We start from the raw sequence: 16,650 nt of genomic DNA on the forward strand, positions 1-16,650 counted from the left end.
TTACATCCATCAAGACACAAAGAAAGCAGCAATGAGCCACAAATTATCAATCGACGAATATGATGCGCTGGAGCAACTGAGCAAATTACCGCGTGCAGCAAAACCCAATGCCTGTATCAGCCGCAATGCCAAACGCCTGACCGGCATCAAACTGATGGCACATCGTAAGGACGGTGGACTGGAGCTGACAGATACCGGCAGGCAAACCCTGTTCATCAAACAATGCATAGATGGTTTGCGCGCCATTGCGAACGACCCGGAAACCGTATTGCCCGGCCCGGTCGCGACCTTCCTTGGTAAAAAGGGTCATGTAGAAGCCGTGCCGGATACAGACAAACTCGTCATCAGTCAGCGTGGCCGTGAATGCCTGGCCGATATTGATGCGACGATCGCCAGCACCAAAACGCGCTGAGCAGCTGGAATCCAGTAGTATAAGTAAGCAAAAATAAAAAAATAAGCAGAAGCAATCAGGCCGGGGCGATAACTGTCACACGTCGCCTCAGCCAGAAGGCCAGCAAGATACTCAGCAATGCCAGTACAAGTACGCTGGCATTACCCAGCAAAATATAAGGCGTCATGCCTTGCCTGCCCTGCACGCTCACACTCAGACTATCCTTGGTATTGACCGGCAATAATGCCTCGACCTTTGCCCCCGGAACGATAAATGCCGTCGCCCCCGTATTGGTAGCGCGCAGCATGGGGCGGCCGGTTTCCAGCACACGCATCTGGGATATCTGCAAATGCTGGGCAATGGCATAAGATTCCCCGTACCAGGCGAGGTTGGAGGCATTGAGTAAAATGCTGGCCATGGGTTGCCCTGCTGCATGTTGCGCCGACAACTGTGCGGCAATCTCTTCGCCAAACAGATCTTCATAACAGATGTTGGGCATGACCAGTTGGTCTTTTACTTTCATCGCCGGCTGTATCGGCCCAGCGGTGGAAAATTCGCCCATGGGTATCGCCATCGCTTTGACAAACCAGCGAAAACCCGGCGGGATGAATTCACCAAACGGCACCAGATGATGCTTATCGTAGCGATAAGGCTTATCTGCATACTGCGGCGACAAACCGAGTACGCTGTTGGAATACACATCACCACCATCATAGACGCCAACACCCACCACCAGCGCAATGCCGGTGCGTTGTGCATAGGCGTTCAATGCCGGCAGATAATCAGGCGGCAGTTGCGAAGTCAACATGGGCAGAGCTGTTTCTGGCGTAACCACCAGGTCGGCTGGCGCGGCAAGCAGCATGTCGTGATACAAGCTCAGCGATTCGTTCAGATGAGCCTGTTCGAATTTCATATCCTGCGCGACATTGCCTTGCAGCAGGCGTACCTGCAGGGGCTTGCCATAAGGCCTAGTCCACTCCACTGCCTGCAAGCCTACACCAAGGGCAAAGATTGCCAGGGCAAAACCGGTCAGTGCCGTTTTTTGTGTGCGGCTGACTGTCCCCATAAACAACAGGGCAAACACCGCTGCCAGCATGGCATTCAGCCAGCCCAGGCCCAATACACCGATCAGAGGTGCAAAACCCGCCAGCGGGCTGGTGGTATGGGCGTAACCGGAAATAGTCCAGGGGAAACCCGTTAAAAAGGCAATGCGCAGCCATTCTGCCAACGTCAGCAAGGCAGGCAGCAGCAACAAGGCTGTGGCCAGCCTGCCAAGGCCCCAGCGCTGCCGCAGTTTTTGCGCCAGGTAAGCGGCCGCCGCTGCATACATTGCCAGGGCAGCCGACAACAGGGCCAGCGCCAGTGACGACAGCATCCAGGGCAAGCCACCAAAGCGTGTCATGGCGATGACCAGCCAGCAAACTGTCGCTGCCAGCCAGGCAAACGCATAGGCCCAGGCCAGCAGGGCAGCCTGCTTTGGTGACCTGGCATGGCTGTCTTCACGCAGAATCTGGGTGAACAGCAAGGCCAGGCTCAGCACCTGTACCGGCCAGAAATTGAAGGGGGCAAAAGACAGGACATTCAATCCCCCTGCCAGCAACATCAGCAGGAAGGATGAACGTAACGATAATGTGGATAATGCCGACAACGGCGTCATGGCAGATTTAATCATCTGGCCGTATGGTCGGGCGATTTTCTACCAGCAACATCTGCACTTCGCGGGCATCTGCACGCAAAACTTCAAAAAACAGATTACCTATGGAGAATTCATCACCCATATGCGGCACACGACCGACATAATTGGCGACATAACCACCGATGGTATCGACCTCTTCCGATGACAGGGTCGTGCCCAGCACGCTGTTGAAATGCTCGATTTCGGTCAGACCCTTGACGCGCCAGCGTTTGCCGTTACCCTTGCTTTCCAGCGACAGGATATTGTCTTCTTCTTCCTCGAAATCATATTCGTCTTCAATATCACCAACGATTTGTTCCAGCACGTCTTCTATGGTGATCAGGCCGGAGACACCGCCATATTCATCCACCACCATGGCGATATGGTTACGGTTGGCGCGAAAATCGCGCAACAGGATATTGAGGCGTTTTGACTCTGGAATATAAATCACGGGACGCAGCATTTCGCGCACATCAAAGGCTTCAGCCGCGTAATAACGCAATAAGTCCTTGGCCAGCAGAATGCCGACGACCTTGTCGCGGTCGCCATCCACCGCAGGGAAGCGGGAATGCGCGGTGCTCAGCACTTCAGGCATCCATTCTTCTATCGGGTTGGAAAGGTCGATGACATCCATTTGTGCACGCGGCACCATAATGTCGCGCGCGCACAGATCGGATACCTGGAACACTCCTTCTATCATTGCCAGTGCATCGGCATCAATGAGGTTGCGTTCTTGCGCGTCATGCAAAATTTCCAGCAATTCGGCGCGGTTTTCAGGTTCAGGGGAAATCAGGGCGGTCAATCGTTCAAACAATGACCTATGGGGTTTAAGGTCAGTTGGCCTGACCTTACTAGAGTGCTCTTGCATAATAGGCATAACGCCGTTGTTTCAATCCTACAGAATACAACAAATGCAGGTGGTTTCCCAAATTTTGCAGCGCTTAGTGGAACAAAATAATAATTTTTACAATCTCCAACTTTAATTCAGACTATATGAAAACCAGTCATTCTGGGGTCATCTACGTATGTCAGGCAGTTAAAAACCCATAACAACCCGTAAATGGACAAATGTGTCACTTTCAACACTGTCAAAAGAAAGCAATGTCACTTACAGTACATGAAACGACACAACAAGGAGAAACCGTGTACCTCATCGCCAACATACTGACCGGCATCGTCGCCGCGCTGCATATTTATTTCCTGATACTTGAAATGTTTCTGTGGGACAAACCCATGGGTTTGCGTACCTTCCGCAATACGCCCGAGAAGGCAGAAACCACCAAGGTGCTGGCGGCAAACCAGGGTTTATACAACGGCTTTCTGGCAGCAGGTTTGATCTGGGGCGTGTTGATGGGTGGCGGTGAAGGTTTTCATGTAAAGATTTTCTTCCTCACATGCGTCATCATTGCCGGTGCTTACGGCGCCTACTCTGTCAGCCGCCGCATACTTTATATACAGGCGGCACCGGCTCTGGTGGCATTAGTCTTCCTGCACATCAGGTAGCGGCCTGCTTTTCCGGCATATCGACGATTTCTTCAGAATCGTGGAAGCGAGAATAGTGGATGTGCTGGACAGTATCGTGATTATTTTCAAACACATCGACATAGCGATGGTTCCAGTGTATCTGGCTGCAAGGGTAATAGTGACGTGCCCTTTGCGGCTGGTTGGTGGTGTCATCAACACCCTCGACACTGAGTATCAGTGAAGCACTGAGTTTGTGCAGGGCATCTGCATCAAGGCCAAACAGCGGGCTGCTTTCATCGATGACATGAATCACCGTCCAGCCGAGGATAAAGATGGGATGCTGTTCGCGTTCCAGCTTCATGTCGATGATCTTGCGAAAATTGCCCATGGTCGGAGAACTTTCATCGCGCATCAGACGCATTTTGGCAGTGGCTTCACTGATGATATTCATGCGCGCATTGGCCAGCCTTACCAATAGTACCCGTTTGCCATCCACCACGTGACTGACCGGGTGTGCCGCGAAAATGATGCTGGAACGCGGCCGCGAAAAGCGCGCAAACATGACGCCGGTAATCAACGCCACACTGGCCATGCCGACAAAAATCTCCAGCGTGGCAACGCTATGGCCGTACACGGTTTGCGGATGCATGTCACCATACCCCACCGTTGCCAGTGTCTCGACGCTAAAGAAAAACGCCCCGAGGAAACTGTTGGGATGCAAATTGCCTATGGGGTTGTCACCCAGCATGAACAGAGAGGCGAAACACAGGTTCAAAACCAGGAACACGGCACCAACGCCAGCAAAAAAAACGGGCCAGCTGGACGTCATCGCATAGTAGTAAAGATCTTGCCAGAACTGGGTACGCAAACCATAGGCAATGACAGCACGTCCTCCCATGCTGATGCGCCGGCCATGTGGTTTGTGTTGGGTCATGTTGAGGTGCTTTCCGTTGACTATTTTTATCCTTGAAGAACCGGGAGGGGTTCGTGCCGGATAAATTTATGAAGCTTATATTGTCGTTTAAATTCGCCAAGCTTGCGATGAATTATTGATGCACGACGAACGCCTGCCGGCTCCTGTGCCGGCAGGCGCATAACGGACTGGTGCACCAGTGGCGTTTGTTGATCACTGAAGGAGTACTGAAAGAGTCAGCTGGCGCCAACTTATGCCCGTTTGCCAGGCACGCGGCAAAAATACCTGGTATGACTACTGATAAGGATTCGCCAGACCCAGCCCCGCCAGTATCTCTATCTCCAGCGCTTCCATCTCTTCAGCCTCGTCATCTTCTTCATGATCATACCCCTGCGCATGCAGGACGCCGTGGACGATCAGGTGCTGCGCATGCTCAAGCACGGTTTTCTTTTGCGCTGCGGCTTCTTTTTCCAGCACATCGGTACACAGGATGATGTCGGCCTGGGTTATCTCGGCATCATCATCTTCGGTATAGGCGAAGGTCAATACATTGGTTGCATAGTCCTTGCCACGATAATTGTGGTTGAGTGTTTTGCCTTCTTCTGCATCGACAAAGCGCAAAGTAATCTCTGCCGGGAAAAACAGCGCTGCCTGCACAGTCTTGCGTATCAGGGGGCGGGTCAGACAGTCTTGCAGGCGCTTATCGACATATTGCACTGACAGCGTGAGTTTATGCTTGGGTTCAGATTTACTTTTTGCGACCATGGTGTGCAGAACTCAGAGGGGTAGCGGGTTTTAACATGCCGATGGCGGCACTATTGGCTGTGGCGTGGGCATTCGCAGCTTCATAGGCATCGACAATACGTGCCACCATGGGGTGACGCACCACGTCGACGCTGTTGAAGCGGTTGAAGGCTATGCCGCGTACGCCATCGAGCACCTGGCAGGCATCAATGAGGCCACTCTTCTGGCCACGCTGCAAATCGACCTGGGTAACGTCACCGGTAATCACGGCCTTGCTGCCAAATCCTATGCGTGTGAGGAACATCTTCATCTGTTCCGGTGTGGTGTTTTGCGCTTCATCCAGGATCACAAAAGCATGGTTCAGTGTGCGGCCACGCATATAGGCCAGCGGAGCAATTTCGATGACCTGTTTTTCAAACATTTTTTGCGTACGGTCAAAACCCAGCAAGTCATACAACGCGTCATACAGCGGGCGCAAATAAGGGTCGACTTTTTGCGCCAGGTCGCCAGGCAAAAAACCCAGGCGCTCGCCCGCTTCCACCGCAGGGCGGGTCAGCACGATACGCTTGACGGCATCCCGTTCCAGCGCATCGACAGCGCAGGCCACGGCCAGATAGGTCTTGCCGGTACCGGCCGGGCCTATGCCGAACGTGATGTCATGTTCGAGTATGGCTCTCAGATAATGATTCTGGTGCGGCGTACGCCCGCGCAAATCACTGCGACGGGTTTTCAGTATGGGGCTTTCTATGTCGGCATCGTCTGGCAAGGACGCATCAATCGCGGCCACGTCGTCGGAAACGCCAACAGCAGCTTCCTCTGTGCCAGCCTTATCAGTCTTGTCTGCCTGGCTGCTCTTGCTGGCTCGTTGCTCTACCAGCGCCAGTTGCACTTCATCAATGGAAATGATTTTCTTGGCGACCGCATAGAAACGCTCAAGTATCTCTATCGCTCTTTCCGCATTGTGCCCACTGACGATGAATTTTTCACCACGGCGAAATATCGTCACATCCAATGCTGACGATATTTGCCGCAGGTTTTCATCAAGCGGGCCACACAGATGCGCCAGGCGCGTATTGTCCAGTGGCTGGGGAGTGAAGTGTGCTACCGGCACAGGGGTTTTTGCCATTATGCTGCCACAGTTTCTTCGACTAATTCGCCGCGTAAAGAGTAGTTATAGGATTCGGTAATACGGGTATTGACCAGTGTACCGATCAGTTCTTTTGGCCCTGCAAAATTCACCACACGATTATTTTCTGTGCGGCCCTGCAATTCATTGGCATCCTTGACTGACGGCCCTTCCACCAGAATGCGCTGCACCGTACCTATCATGGCATTGCTGTATTTCTTGGTGTTGGCATCAATCACGGCCTGCAAATGCTGGAGACGGCGCAGTTTCAATTCTGCCGGCGTATCATCTTCCAGGTTTGCCGCTGGTGTACCAGGACGCGGGCTGAAGATGAAACTGAAGCTGTTATCAAAACCGACATCGTTGATGAGCTTCATCAATGCATCAAAATCTTCATCGGTTTCACCTGGAAAGCCAACGATGAAATCAGACGACACCGCAATATCAGGGCGCACCTGTTTCAAACGGCGCAATACCGATTTGTATTCGATGGCGGTATAGCCGCGCTTCATCGCCGACAGGATGCGGTCAGAACCATGTTGGGCAGGCAGGTACAGGTGGTTAACCAGCTTCGGCACCTTGGCATAGCAGTCAATCAGGCGCTGGGTAAATTCTTTAGGGTGGCTGGTGACAAAGCGTATGCGTTCGATTTGCGGGAACTCGGCAATGTATTCGATCAGCAGGGCAAAGTCAGCGACCTCGCCATCTTCCATGACGCCGCGATAAGCGTTGACGTTTTGCCCCAGCAAGGAAATTTCTTTCACGCCCTGCTCTGCCAGGCCGGCCACTTCTGCCAGCACATCTTCAAAACGGCGTGATACTTCTTCGCCCCGTGTATAGGGCACGACACAATAACTGCAATACTTGCTGCAACCTTCCATGATGGAGACGAAAGCGGTAGCTCCCTCAACCTTGGCGGGCGGCATGTGATCGAATTTCTCGATTTCAGGGAAACTGATATCCACCTGTGAACGGCCAGAACTGCGGCGTGCATCGATCAGCTGTGGCAGACGGTGCAAGGTTTGCGGGCCAAATACCACATCTACGTACGGCGCACGCTTGATGATGGCCTCTCCTTCTTGCGAAGCCACGCAACCGCCGACACCGATCAGCAGGTCAGGCTTCTTGCGTTTCAATTCACGCAGCCGGCCAAGATCTGAAAACACCTTTTCCGATGCTTTTTCACGCACGCTACAGGTGTTGAGCAAAATTACATCGGCATCATCCGGGTTATCGGTCTTCACCATGCCGTCATTGGCATTAAGCACGTCAGCCATCTTGTCCGAGTCGTACTCGTTCATCTGGCAGCCAAAGGTTTTAATAAATACTTTTTTTTGCATGACTTTCTAACTTACAAACTGATAAAGAACCGTGAAGGCAACATTCACTGGTTCTTGCTTTTAAACTCCATCGGCGTCCAGACTTCGGGCTTGGGCAAGACCTGCCTGCGTTCATCCGCAGTCAATATCCAAATTTTTTGCAATTCATTGAATTCGTTCTCGGTGTAATTGATGATCAGGTAATTGCCGGTCACATAGGTCGGCAGAATCAGCATGTTCTGGTCATCATAAAACCGCGTTGCCGGTACCGTGTACTTGAGTTTGCCATCGACAATGACATCCGGGTAGTTATCCATATTCAGCACGCCACGCTTGGTGTTGGGCGGAAAAGTACGCACATCCGGCACCTGGGCCAGACTCGGCAAACCGGTCAAAGTAACGCTTGCCAACATCATCAATACCAGCACACGGCGCAAAATCATCAAAACGGACAGTCGGATCACCATAAGCACAGGCCTTTTTTCAAGAAAACAAGGAAATAAGCGGGGAAAACGAAAAAACCAAGGAAATCAATTACTTAAAAGGAAAATTAAGCAAAAATTCAGAATCCGGCAAGGGCATAAGTTTAACACAGACAGCGCCTGACTTCAGCAGTGCCGAGAAGCCTGATATTAAAGCAAGAAATCTGGGATAATGCTAAAAAAAGACCATGGAAACTCATGCACACCCGCTCTCCACGCGCTGAACAACGCGATTTCGATACCCGCCATTTCCGCAATGCCCTGTCGCAGTTTGCCACTGGCGTGACTGTCATTACCACCCGCCTTGCCAATGGCACTTTCCTTGGGCTGACTGCCAGCTCCTTCAATTCTGTGTCGCTGGACCCACCGCTGGTATTGTGGAGCCTCGGCAATGTGGCAAACAGCCTGCCGGTATTTAGCGGTAACTCGCATTATGTCGTCAATGTGCTATCGAGTGAGCAAGCCTGGCTGGCCGAGCAATTTTCCAGCCGCAAGACCGACCGTTTTGAAGGCGTTGACTACACCCTGTCGCGCACTGGCCACCCGATTTTGAGCGGCGTATCGGCCTGGTTTGAATGCCATAACCGCAGCCGCTACCCTGAAGGCGACCATGTGATCTTTGTCGGGGAAGTCGAACATTGCGAATTTACCCCACAAGCACCACTGGTTTTTCATTCAGGCCAGTTCCTGCCGCCTATTTCCAAAGCATAGTCTGCGATGAATTTTTTGCTTTCCGCTGACATCGTCGGTTATTTCGCCGCCAGCATGACCACCGCAGCCTTTGTCCCGCAAGCCTGGATGACCTGGCAACGCAAACGTGCAGAAGGTGTGTCCCTGGGCATGTACCTGATTCTGGTCGTCGGCATTTTGTTATGGCTGATCTACGGCCTCATGCTGCACGCCCTGCCCGTGATTATCGCCAATATGATCACGCTGGTGCTGGCGAGTTTTATTCTAGTGATGAAACTGGTTTATAAATAAATTTGCGACATCGCGCCAAACTAAATCAGAATTGACAATAACCAATACCCGTTTGCTTGAATTTCAACTCTGGTCATGGAAAGTTTGTAGCATTAACGAATGACTATTAAGCCTAAAGTGTAATCAAAATTACAGAAATTGAGAGAAACTCGTTATGGCGATCACGCATCTCTTTTCTGCCGCAATACTGCTAACAGTGAACAATATGGCATCTGCACAGATACAAAGAAGTGTGTATAGCGATGGGTACGTGTCCTTCAAGGACAATGTCCGCGCTAAGGCCGGTGTTAAGAAAAATCGGTAAACGCAGGAGAGAAAATACTTGGGTAAGCGGTAGCAGGTAGAGACAGTAACTTAGCTGCCAAGTTCCACACTGTTGATTAGCGTGACACAAATTACGAGTAGTCAACGACACATGACTGAAAACTTCATCAGTGCACCACTATAACCAAAGTTAACTGCTAAAAATGACAAATTACAAAGTCGAACCTGCCACCTGTTATATAGCACAACGCATCGAATATAATCGGATATAAGCATGCTTACCTTTATAAAAAAAATGTTTCGTACCAACGATTCAAAAGCTAAAGACAACTATTCCATCGAGAGCAGAACCGAGATTAGTCCGAAGGCAAATTTAACCGGCGATGAATTGAAAAATTTGGCTTACGCTCGCATGAGAGAAGGTCAAATCGCAGAAGCCAAGGAACTGTATAAAAAAGCTCTTGTAATAAATCCGAATTTGGAAAACGTCCACAGCATGCTGGGCTACATTTGTAGGGAACAAGGGAAATTGCTGGAAGCAGAGGCATACCTTGGGCAAGCCCTACAGATCAATCCCTTGAACGGCGACGCGCACTTTATGCTGGCGGGCATCGCCATGTCAAAAGGAGATACAAAAACAGCTATTGATGGGTATTTACAAGCCGTGAAAATAGATCCTCAATTGTGCTTCGCCCATAAAGAGCTGTGCGTGGCGTATCTTCAAACAGGGAATTTGTTAAAAGCAGAAGAAGCTGCAACACGGGGGCTTGAGTTTTTTCCTGACTTCGATGAACTTCATTTTTTCATGGGTATCCTGCACTATAGCCAGAACAGATACAAAAAAGCACATGAAAGCTTCGAGCGCGCACTGGCCCTGGAATGTAATACTTCAGATCTGCATTATAACTATGGATTAACCCTGCAAGCATTGAACAGGTTGGACGAGGCGTTGTATCACTTCGAAAAAGCGGTAAATCTGAGTCAAGGGAATGTTACGGAAATACGTTTCAATGAAAGTATTTGCCACCTACTGATGGGTGATTTTGACAGAGGGCTAAAAAAATATGAGTTGCGATGGCAAACAAAAGCCATGCATGAAAAAGAAGCCCTATTCACTCAGCCTAAATGGCTTGGAGAACAATCGTTAGATGGAAAAACCTTATTGATCGTTGCCGAGCAAGGTTATGGTGACGTCATTCAGTTTATACGATATACAAATTTGGCAATTGCCCAGGGCGCTAAAATATTGCTAATGCTGTTTGACCCACTTGCTCCTCTGATGCAACAACTTGCAGGAGGCAGTAAAATACTTTCTATCAATGATCCTTTACCTCACTTTGATTATTATTGCCCGGTAATGAGTTTACCCTTGGCTTTTAAAACAACGCTGGATACTATTCCAGCTTTTTCTTCCTACCTTCATGCTGACCCTAAATTAACCTCAGAATGGCAAGAGACTTTAGGTGAATCCCGTAAATTAAAAATTGGCATCGCTTGGTCGGGAAACCCTATGCACGTGAACGACAAAAATCGTTCCATGGAGCTGCAAAAAATCTTGCCATTGTTTGACAATGAAGAGCTATTCGTTTGCGTACAAAAAGAAATCTTACCAAGCGAACAGACAGTACTAAGTAACTTAAAGAATGCTCGTCACTATGGTGAGAAAATGCCAGATTTCGCCAGCACTGCAGCTTTAATTAATGCCCTGGACCTGATAATTTGTGTAGACACATCATCTGCTCATTTGGCAGCTGCCATGGGAAAAACCGTTTGGCTTATGCTGCCCTTCCACCCAGATTGGCGATGGTTGCTGGAGCGTGATACCAGCCCTTGGTATCCCTCCATGCGCCTGTTCCGCCAACAATCTATCGGCGATTGGGAAAGCGTGATATATCAAGTAAATAAGGAACTGGAAAACTTCCTGCACGTAATGAAACATTAGCGGCCGCTGATTGGTCTGTAATTTCCTTGAACTTCAACACCGTCTGTCAATAAATCATAAAATGTGCGCGCAGAGATATGAATTTAAGTGGAAATTGGATAACTGACAATTTTCCTTACTGTTGCGAGATTTTTCGTACAACTTGCACGGTATGCCGCTTGCATGAACGATAAACACCTGAGTGAAATGAACCAATTATTAGTGGTAAGCACATAGTTATGGCTGATCTACGGCCTCATGCTGCACGCCCTGCCAGTGATTATCGCCAATATGATCACGCTGGTGCTGGCGAGTTTTATTCTAGTGATGAAACTGGTGTACAAATAAGTGGTGTGCAAATAGCCTGCCACAAGAATTCTTTATCAGACTTGCGCATCTTCCTGCTTGAACTTCAACTGGGCTTATGAGATGCTTGAAGCTTGTCCGCAATTGCTATTTGAATTCAAGTATTGCATCATTACCTGTGTCCCAACTAAAAAAAATTGAAGAAATTCTCGCCATGAAAACCTTACATCTTATTTCTGCCGTGATGCTGCTGGCGATGACAAACATGGCGTCTGCACAGATACAAAGATGTGTGGATAGCGATGGGCGAGTGACGTTTACCGATAATGTTTGCGCCAAGAACAGCGTCAACGGAAAATCAGTACGTGCGAATCAGAAAATGGTTGGCTCAGGCAATGAATCAGGTGTGGACACCAGTCTGGCCGCCAAGAACGAAGCATTCAATCAGCGACAAGCGCAGCGTGACAGAACCGCGAGCAATGAACGCATCGTGCATGACTTTCTCACCACGCCCCTTCCACCAGGGGCCAAATCCAAAACACTCACCACCTATACCGACAGACCGCCCAAGCAAGAAAGCCGGTAACCCGCTGCTTGGACCTGGCAAGCGTCAGCAATGCATTAAAAAATGATCCGCGACCTGAATTGTCACGCTCAGGTACTAAGCTTCATGCGCGATCATTCTCCTTCCATGTATTCCTACGCTATCGCCCTACATGACCGAAGCACCTGACAAAAAGAAATTACGCATTGCTGGCGCACTTTGTGCCGGGGTTATTTACGGCATGCTTTTGCGCATAGGCTTTGAATATAAATTTCTCAATGATGGCTGGCTGCAAATCGTTTCTACCGCCTTTCTGGTGATTACGCCTTTCAGCGTAGGTGCGGTTGCCGTCTTGCTGGCAGCAGGCAAACAGCCCATCTCCGTGGGGAAGCAGATCAGCATTGCCAGCACATCCATGCTGCTGTTCCTGTTCACCATGTTTATCTTGCTGTTTGAAGGCTTGATTTGCATTATTCTAGTCTTGCCAGTGTTTCTGGTCGCGGCCATCATTGGTGGCGTCATTGCCGGGGCAATTCATAATCACCTCAGGCCATCCAGGGCGACCCTGCCTTGTTTTGCTTTACTGCCTTTGCTGCTGGGCCCTGTCGAGGCGCATTTGCCGCCCGCCACAAGCGAACAACAAGTCAGCTCAGTCATACAGATACAGGCCAGCCCTGAAGAAGTGTTCGATCAACTGGCCACCGTCAGGGATATCGCCCCCGGAGAACTGGGATTTGCTTTTGTTCACCTGATCGGCCTGCCAAAGCCTGTCGAAGCAAATATGGCTGGCACGGGTGTGGGTGCAGTGCGCAGGTCAGACTGGGAAAAAAATGTGCATTTCGAGGAAATCATCACCACCTGGCAAAGGCCTTATGCCATGCATTACAAGTTCCATATGCTGCCTGGCGGCATACCCAGGGATGCCCTGGACAGACATGTAGAAATGGGGGGCGAATACTTTAACGTACTCGATGGCGGCTTTGACCTCAGGGCCAGGGATGGTGGCACCGAATTACGCCTGAGTACCCGCTTTCAAAACAAATCCCAGCTCAAAACCTATGGCGATTTGTGGGGCAAAATGGTACTGGCAGATTTTCATCAATCCATACTCGGACTGATGAAAAATCGTGCTGAACAGGTACATCAAGGCCTGCCAAAACAAGCTGGCAGGCTTGGCCAATAGCCAGAAATCAAAGCCCTTTCGCCAGGCCACCAAGACGGGTAATGTCATTAACCAAAAAAGACGGTACGCAAGGGATATGCTCAGCCGGACTTGCAGGGCAATCCATGCGCTGTATGAAACCGGCAGCACCCCGTTTCGTCATTGCCTGGAAAGCTGAATCGGTATTCCCGTATGGCACGGTCGTATCATCGCGCCCATGAAAGAAGAAGATAGGCGATTGCGGTGTCCAGTCATAGACATTGCTTTGCGCGGCAATGGCGGCCGTGTCATCGTTGAGGAAATTATCCAGGAAAGCAGGGTCAAAGCTGATATCTGTCTGGCTGCCCAGTGCAGAAAACAGCAACAGGTTACGCACATTCACCCTGTCATTCGCACCCAGACTCTTTAAAAACCCCGGGCTGATCAATGCACCCAGCACCGGGTTTTGTTTGCGGATGGCATCCAGCATGGCATTCAGTGTCAATGCCACATCATACGGCCCGGCACCAATAAAGGTGCTGACAGGCAGGGTTGTCGACGCAGTCTTGTTTTGTGTCAGCAATCGCAATGTCGCCATTGACGCATAGGCGCCTTCAGAATAACCGGTTAAAAACAGCTGACCATTGTCTGCAATGGCCTTGCTTTGCCGCCAGCGTGCACTGGCCGTCATGAAATCTGTTACCGACAAGGCTGTTGGCGCAGCCAGCAGATAAGGGTGAGGTACGCCCTTGGTAGAACCATAGCCGACATAATCTGCCGCACTGACCAGGTAACCCATGGAAGCAAACAGGATCGCCGGTTCATCAGGCGTGGCATGATTGCTCGGTGCCTCGGCATCAGTTTTGATGGTTGCATGCTGGTAGCTTAACACCGGGCTGGGTGTGCTACCGGTCTTGCGCGGTATCGCCGCCAGGCCGGATGCCGTCACAGCACGCCCGGATGAATCTGTCGTGGTATAGGTGATCTTGTAGGCATCCACTGCATACAGCGGCTTGACCGTTGACGAAACTGCCGTCGGCAAGGCGGCCGCCACATCCGCAGCACTGATGGTTTTGATAAAAGTCGCCACTTCAAAATGCCCTGCCCCGGCTGGATTGGATTGATCGGGCGTGGTCACCACAGGCGCACTGGCACTGCTTGAAGAGCCTCCGCCACCGCAAGCTGACAGCGCCAGGCAAGCCGCTACGCCAAGCAGCAAACCAGCTTTGTTGGCAGGGTAAAAAGTGCGCAATAAATTAAGTGTCATAGCAGGTTTCATAATCATTCCAATATAGGCGAGTAATCTCGCATGCAGACTGCATCACGTAAGCGTGGGGTCACAATAAACTGGCGAACGGTTCAACATTCAGGCCGACAGGATCTTTGCTACGTTGGATGCTGAGAACTATCGTATCACAAGCTTTGCCAGTGTTTTTCTCGTCAAATGCATTTTTGACATTTTCGATTTTTATTAACGCAAAAATATCAGCAAATAGCAGAAGTTATTGAATTTTAGGAACTTGTCAGACAAGGATTACTTGATGGTTTTACGACTGCTTACAAAAAAGCGGGCCTGTCTTACCGGTGAGGGGCCGCCCGCCCTGTCCCGCTGCTTAATCAAACAGCGCGCAGTCAATTGATGGGATGAAACCCTTGTGTCGAGGGAGCAATGTCCACTGACCACGCCAGATTCTGCGGTAAAATTTCCCATCGCACACCATACCCACCACGCCTGAAAGGACTTTTCGATGGAAAGCTACGCCCCAATGATCGGCATCTGCGCCGCACTGACTGTGGGGGTCATCAGCCCCGGCCCCAGTTTTGTGATGATTGCCCGCACTGCGATGGCATCTACCCGCGCAGAAGGCGTCAGCGCCGCCATAGGCATGGGCATGGGTGGCACGCTGTTTGCAATTGCAGCGCTGCTGGGCCTGCAAGGTATCTTGCTGGCCGTACCCATTCTGTTCGTTGCATTGAAAGTGCTGGGCGGCCTCTATCTGGCCTATCTGGGTTTTAAAATCTGGCGTGGAGCTGCCAGCCCGCTGTTGATTTCATCCACATCAAACGATACGGCAAACATCCGCACGGTGAGCCTGCGCAAATCACTGTTGCTGGGCTTCACCACCCAGGTCAGCAACCCCAAGACATCGATTGTCTATGCCAGCGTCTTTGCTGCCTTCATGCCCGGCACACAATCGCTGAGCTTTAACCTGCTGTTACTGGCCAGTGTTTTCATCATCGAAAGCGGCTGGTACACCATCGTCGCCATTGCCCTGTCATCAGAGCGCCCACGCAGTACTTATTTGCGCTACAAGCAATGGCTGGACAGGGTTGCAGGTGGCGTGATGATGGCGCTGGGAGTGAAGCTGGTCGTGTCCGCGCGGTAAATTTTATCGAGTCCGGTCAAAAAGATATTGGCAATGTGCGCTAGCGCCCAGAAAGAGAGCGGGCTGACGACTACACTCAGGTAAGTGACAATATGAATTGTGGGTTTGATGGCAATGCATTTGATGTCTGCCCTATGTCCGCATGTACAGAATCTTTACCATTTCAATGAGGTCATGCCATGAAGCATTATCAAACAAAGGTCAACGCCACTCGCCTTTTGCATGCAGAACCACGCATGCGTGTCGTGAAAAAAACAGCGGGACTGATTGCTGGAATCATTTCCTCCTTGCTTCTCGTCAACATATGTGTGGCGGCAGATCGTGAAGATAACGCGCGCTCCCGTTACGACTATGAGCGTAGCCTCTGCGAAAATGGCAAGTCTTATCAATCAAGGGAAACCTGCCTGAGAGAAGCAGGGGCAGCCCGGCAACAATTGCGGTCGGGTCGCCTTACCACGGAGAGCGAAGATCAACTCCAGCGTAACCGTGAGCGCCGCTGCGATGCCCATTCGGGTGAAGACCGCGAATACTGCTTGCTACGCATGCGTGGAGAAGGAACACAATCCGGCACGGCAGAACGCGGCGGCATCTCGCGCGAACTGACAGTGATAGTCAAGCCACCACAGTAAGCACAGTAAGCCCTGAGTCAAATTTACAAACACCAGAAAACTCGCCCGTCTGCCATGGGCAATGCGGGCGACTGGCAAGTTGCAGCTATCAGCTATTTCTTCGCCAGAGTGGATTCAGCACGGACAGTGCGTACAAAAATTCAAGCCATATCAAGCGTCAGCAATGCGGTCAGAACTTCATGGTTGAAGCCACTCCTGGATTCAGCAAAAACCAGTCCACATAAATCATCTGAAAGTTTCATCACCAGTGCGCCTTGGTATCGACCATGCTGATCAGGTTTGTCGCCGCCAGTCTCGCGCGGTTGATGGGCTGAGTAGGGCTGGGCTTGAACACTAGACATTGATTGTCAGCGCCATTGTTGA

General features: G+C 50.7%; 18 protein-coding genes. 9 read left to right on the forward strand and 9 right to left on the reverse strand.

Features of this window, described 5'->3' with window-relative positions; translation table 11 throughout:
• Positions 1-31 precede the first annotated feature (31 nt).
• Positions 32-412 carry a hypothetical protein gene (locus ACO0LH_RS00130; RefSeq protein ID WP_422939004.1) on the forward strand — a complete coding sequence of 127 codons (381 nt, stop codon included), beginning with the start codon at positions 32-34 and terminating at the stop codon, positions 410-412.
• Positions 413-467: 55 nt separating this feature from the next.
• Here ACO0LH_RS00130 and lnt read toward each other — a convergent pair whose 3' ends face one another.
• Both lnt and ACO0LH_RS00140 read right to left on the reverse strand, forming a co-directional pair.
• Positions 468-2,063 (reverse strand): apolipoprotein N-acyltransferase, encoded by a 1,596-nt coding sequence (gene lnt, locus ACO0LH_RS00135; RefSeq protein WP_422939005.1) that lies wholly within the window; start codon positions 2,061-2,063, stop codon positions 468-470.
• The gene (locus ACO0LH_RS00140; RefSeq protein ID WP_422939006.1) at positions 2,056-2,934 is read right to left on the reverse strand and encodes an HlyC/CorC family transporter; all 879 of its coding nucleotides are present in this window, start codon (positions 2,932-2,934) and stop codon (positions 2,056-2,058) included. The genes lnt and ACO0LH_RS00140 overlap by 8 nt, the downstream gene beginning before the upstream one ends.
• Positions 2,935-3,167: 233 nt before the next feature.
• Here ACO0LH_RS00140 and ACO0LH_RS00145 point away from each other — a divergent pair, with 233 nt between their 5' ends.
• Positions 3,168-3,569, forward strand: coding sequence for a DUF1304 domain-containing protein (locus tag ACO0LH_RS00145; protein ID WP_422939007.1), 402 nt, complete (start codon positions 3,168-3,170; stop codon positions 3,567-3,569).
• Here the strand turns inward: ACO0LH_RS00145 and ACO0LH_RS00150 are convergent.
• The 5 genes from ACO0LH_RS00150 to ACO0LH_RS00170 all read right to left on the reverse strand — a co-directional run bounded on the left by ACO0LH_RS00150 (position 3,562) and on the right by ACO0LH_RS00170 (position 8,099).
• Positions 3,562-4,464, reverse strand: a complete 903-nt coding sequence (locus ACO0LH_RS00150) for an ion channel (RefSeq protein ID WP_422939008.1) — start codon at positions 4,462-4,464, stop codon at positions 3,562-3,564. The two genes, ACO0LH_RS00145 and ACO0LH_RS00150, sit on opposite strands and share 8 nt — an antisense overlap.
• 273 nt (positions 4,465-4,737) lie before the next feature.
• Positions 4,738-5,208: an rRNA maturation RNase YbeY gene (ybeY, locus tag ACO0LH_RS00155; RefSeq protein ID WP_422939009.1), complete on the reverse strand. Its 471-nt coding sequence runs from the start codon at positions 5,206-5,208 to the stop codon at positions 4,738-4,740.
• Entirely contained in the window at positions 5,192-6,316 is a 1,125-nt protein-coding gene (locus ACO0LH_RS00160) for a PhoH family protein (RefSeq protein ID WP_422940546.1), read from the reverse strand. The genes ybeY and ACO0LH_RS00160 overlap by 17 nt, the downstream gene beginning before the upstream one ends.
• On the reverse strand, positions 6,313-7,653 hold the full coding sequence (miaB, locus tag ACO0LH_RS00165; RefSeq protein WP_422939010.1) for a tRNA (N6-isopentenyl adenosine(37)-C2)-methylthiotransferase MiaB: 1,341 nt from the start codon (positions 7,651-7,653) through the stop codon (positions 6,313-6,315). Before miaB ends, ACO0LH_RS00160 begins: the two co-directional genes overlap by 4 nt.
• A gap of 44 nt (positions 7,654-7,697) precedes the next feature.
• Positions 7,698-8,099, reverse strand: a complete 402-nt coding sequence (locus tag ACO0LH_RS00170) for a hypothetical protein (protein ID WP_422939011.1) — start codon at positions 8,097-8,099, stop codon at positions 7,698-7,700.
• Between the two features lie 213 nt (positions 8,100-8,312).
• Here ACO0LH_RS00170 and ACO0LH_RS00175 point away from each other — a divergent pair, with 213 nt between their 5' ends.
• The 5 genes from ACO0LH_RS00175 (at position 8,313) to ACO0LH_RS00195 (ending at position 13,313) form a co-directional block, all read left to right on the forward strand.
• A complete protein-coding gene (locus tag ACO0LH_RS00175) occupies positions 8,313-8,825 on the forward strand; it encodes a flavin reductase family protein (protein ID WP_422939012.1) in 513 nt (170 codons plus the stop codon).
• A 6-nt stretch (positions 8,826-8,831) separates the two neighbouring features.
• Entirely contained in the window at positions 8,832-9,095 is a 264-nt protein-coding gene (locus ACO0LH_RS00180; RefSeq protein WP_422939013.1) for a SemiSWEET transporter, read from the forward strand.
• A 538-nt stretch (positions 9,096-9,633) separates the two neighbouring features.
• Positions 9,634-11,301 carry a tetratricopeptide repeat protein gene (locus ACO0LH_RS00185; protein ID WP_422939014.1) on the forward strand — a complete coding sequence of 556 codons (1,668 nt, stop codon included), beginning with the start codon at positions 9,634-9,636 and terminating at the stop codon, positions 11,299-11,301.
• A 499-nt stretch (positions 11,302-11,800) separates the two neighbouring features.
• Complete coding sequence (locus tag ACO0LH_RS00190) at positions 11,801-12,172, forward strand: DUF4124 domain-containing protein (RefSeq protein ID WP_422939015.1); 372 nt, start codon at positions 11,801-11,803, stop codon at positions 12,170-12,172.
• 130 nt (positions 12,173-12,302) lie between these two features.
• Complete coding sequence (locus ACO0LH_RS00195) at positions 12,303-13,313, forward strand: hypothetical protein (protein WP_422939016.1); 1,011 nt, start codon at positions 12,303-12,305, stop codon at positions 13,311-13,313.
• A gap of 7 nt (positions 13,314-13,320) precedes the next feature.
• On the opposite strand, the gene ACO0LH_RS00200 is transcribed toward ACO0LH_RS00195, so the two are convergent.
• Positions 13,321-14,550, reverse strand: coding sequence for an alpha/beta hydrolase family protein (locus ACO0LH_RS00200; RefSeq protein WP_422939017.1), 1,230 nt, complete (start codon positions 14,548-14,550; stop codon positions 13,321-13,323).
• 469 nt (positions 14,551-15,019) lie between these two features.
• On the opposite strand from ACO0LH_RS00200, the gene ACO0LH_RS00205 reads away from it, so the two are divergent.
• A complete protein-coding gene (locus tag ACO0LH_RS00205; protein WP_422939018.1) occupies positions 15,020-15,658 on the forward strand; it encodes a LysE family translocator in 639 nt (212 codons plus the stop codon).
• Between the two features lie 179 nt (positions 15,659-15,837).
• Entirely contained in the window at positions 15,838-16,287 is a 450-nt protein-coding gene (locus ACO0LH_RS00210) for a hypothetical protein (protein ID WP_422939019.1), read from the forward strand.
• Positions 16,288-16,427: 140 nt separating this feature from the next.
• Here ACO0LH_RS00210 and ACO0LH_RS00215 read toward each other — a convergent pair whose 3' ends face one another.
• Positions 16,428-16,628: a hypothetical protein gene (locus ACO0LH_RS00215; RefSeq protein WP_422939020.1), complete on the reverse strand. Its 201-nt coding sequence runs from the start codon at positions 16,626-16,628 to the stop codon at positions 16,428-16,430.
• Positions 16,629-16,650: the final 22 nt, after the last annotated feature.

Origin of the sequence: Undibacterium sp. TJN19, assembly GCF_049339485.1 — a bacterium.
GTDB lineage: Bacteria > Pseudomonadota > Gammaproteobacteria > Burkholderiales > Burkholderiaceae_D > Undibacterium.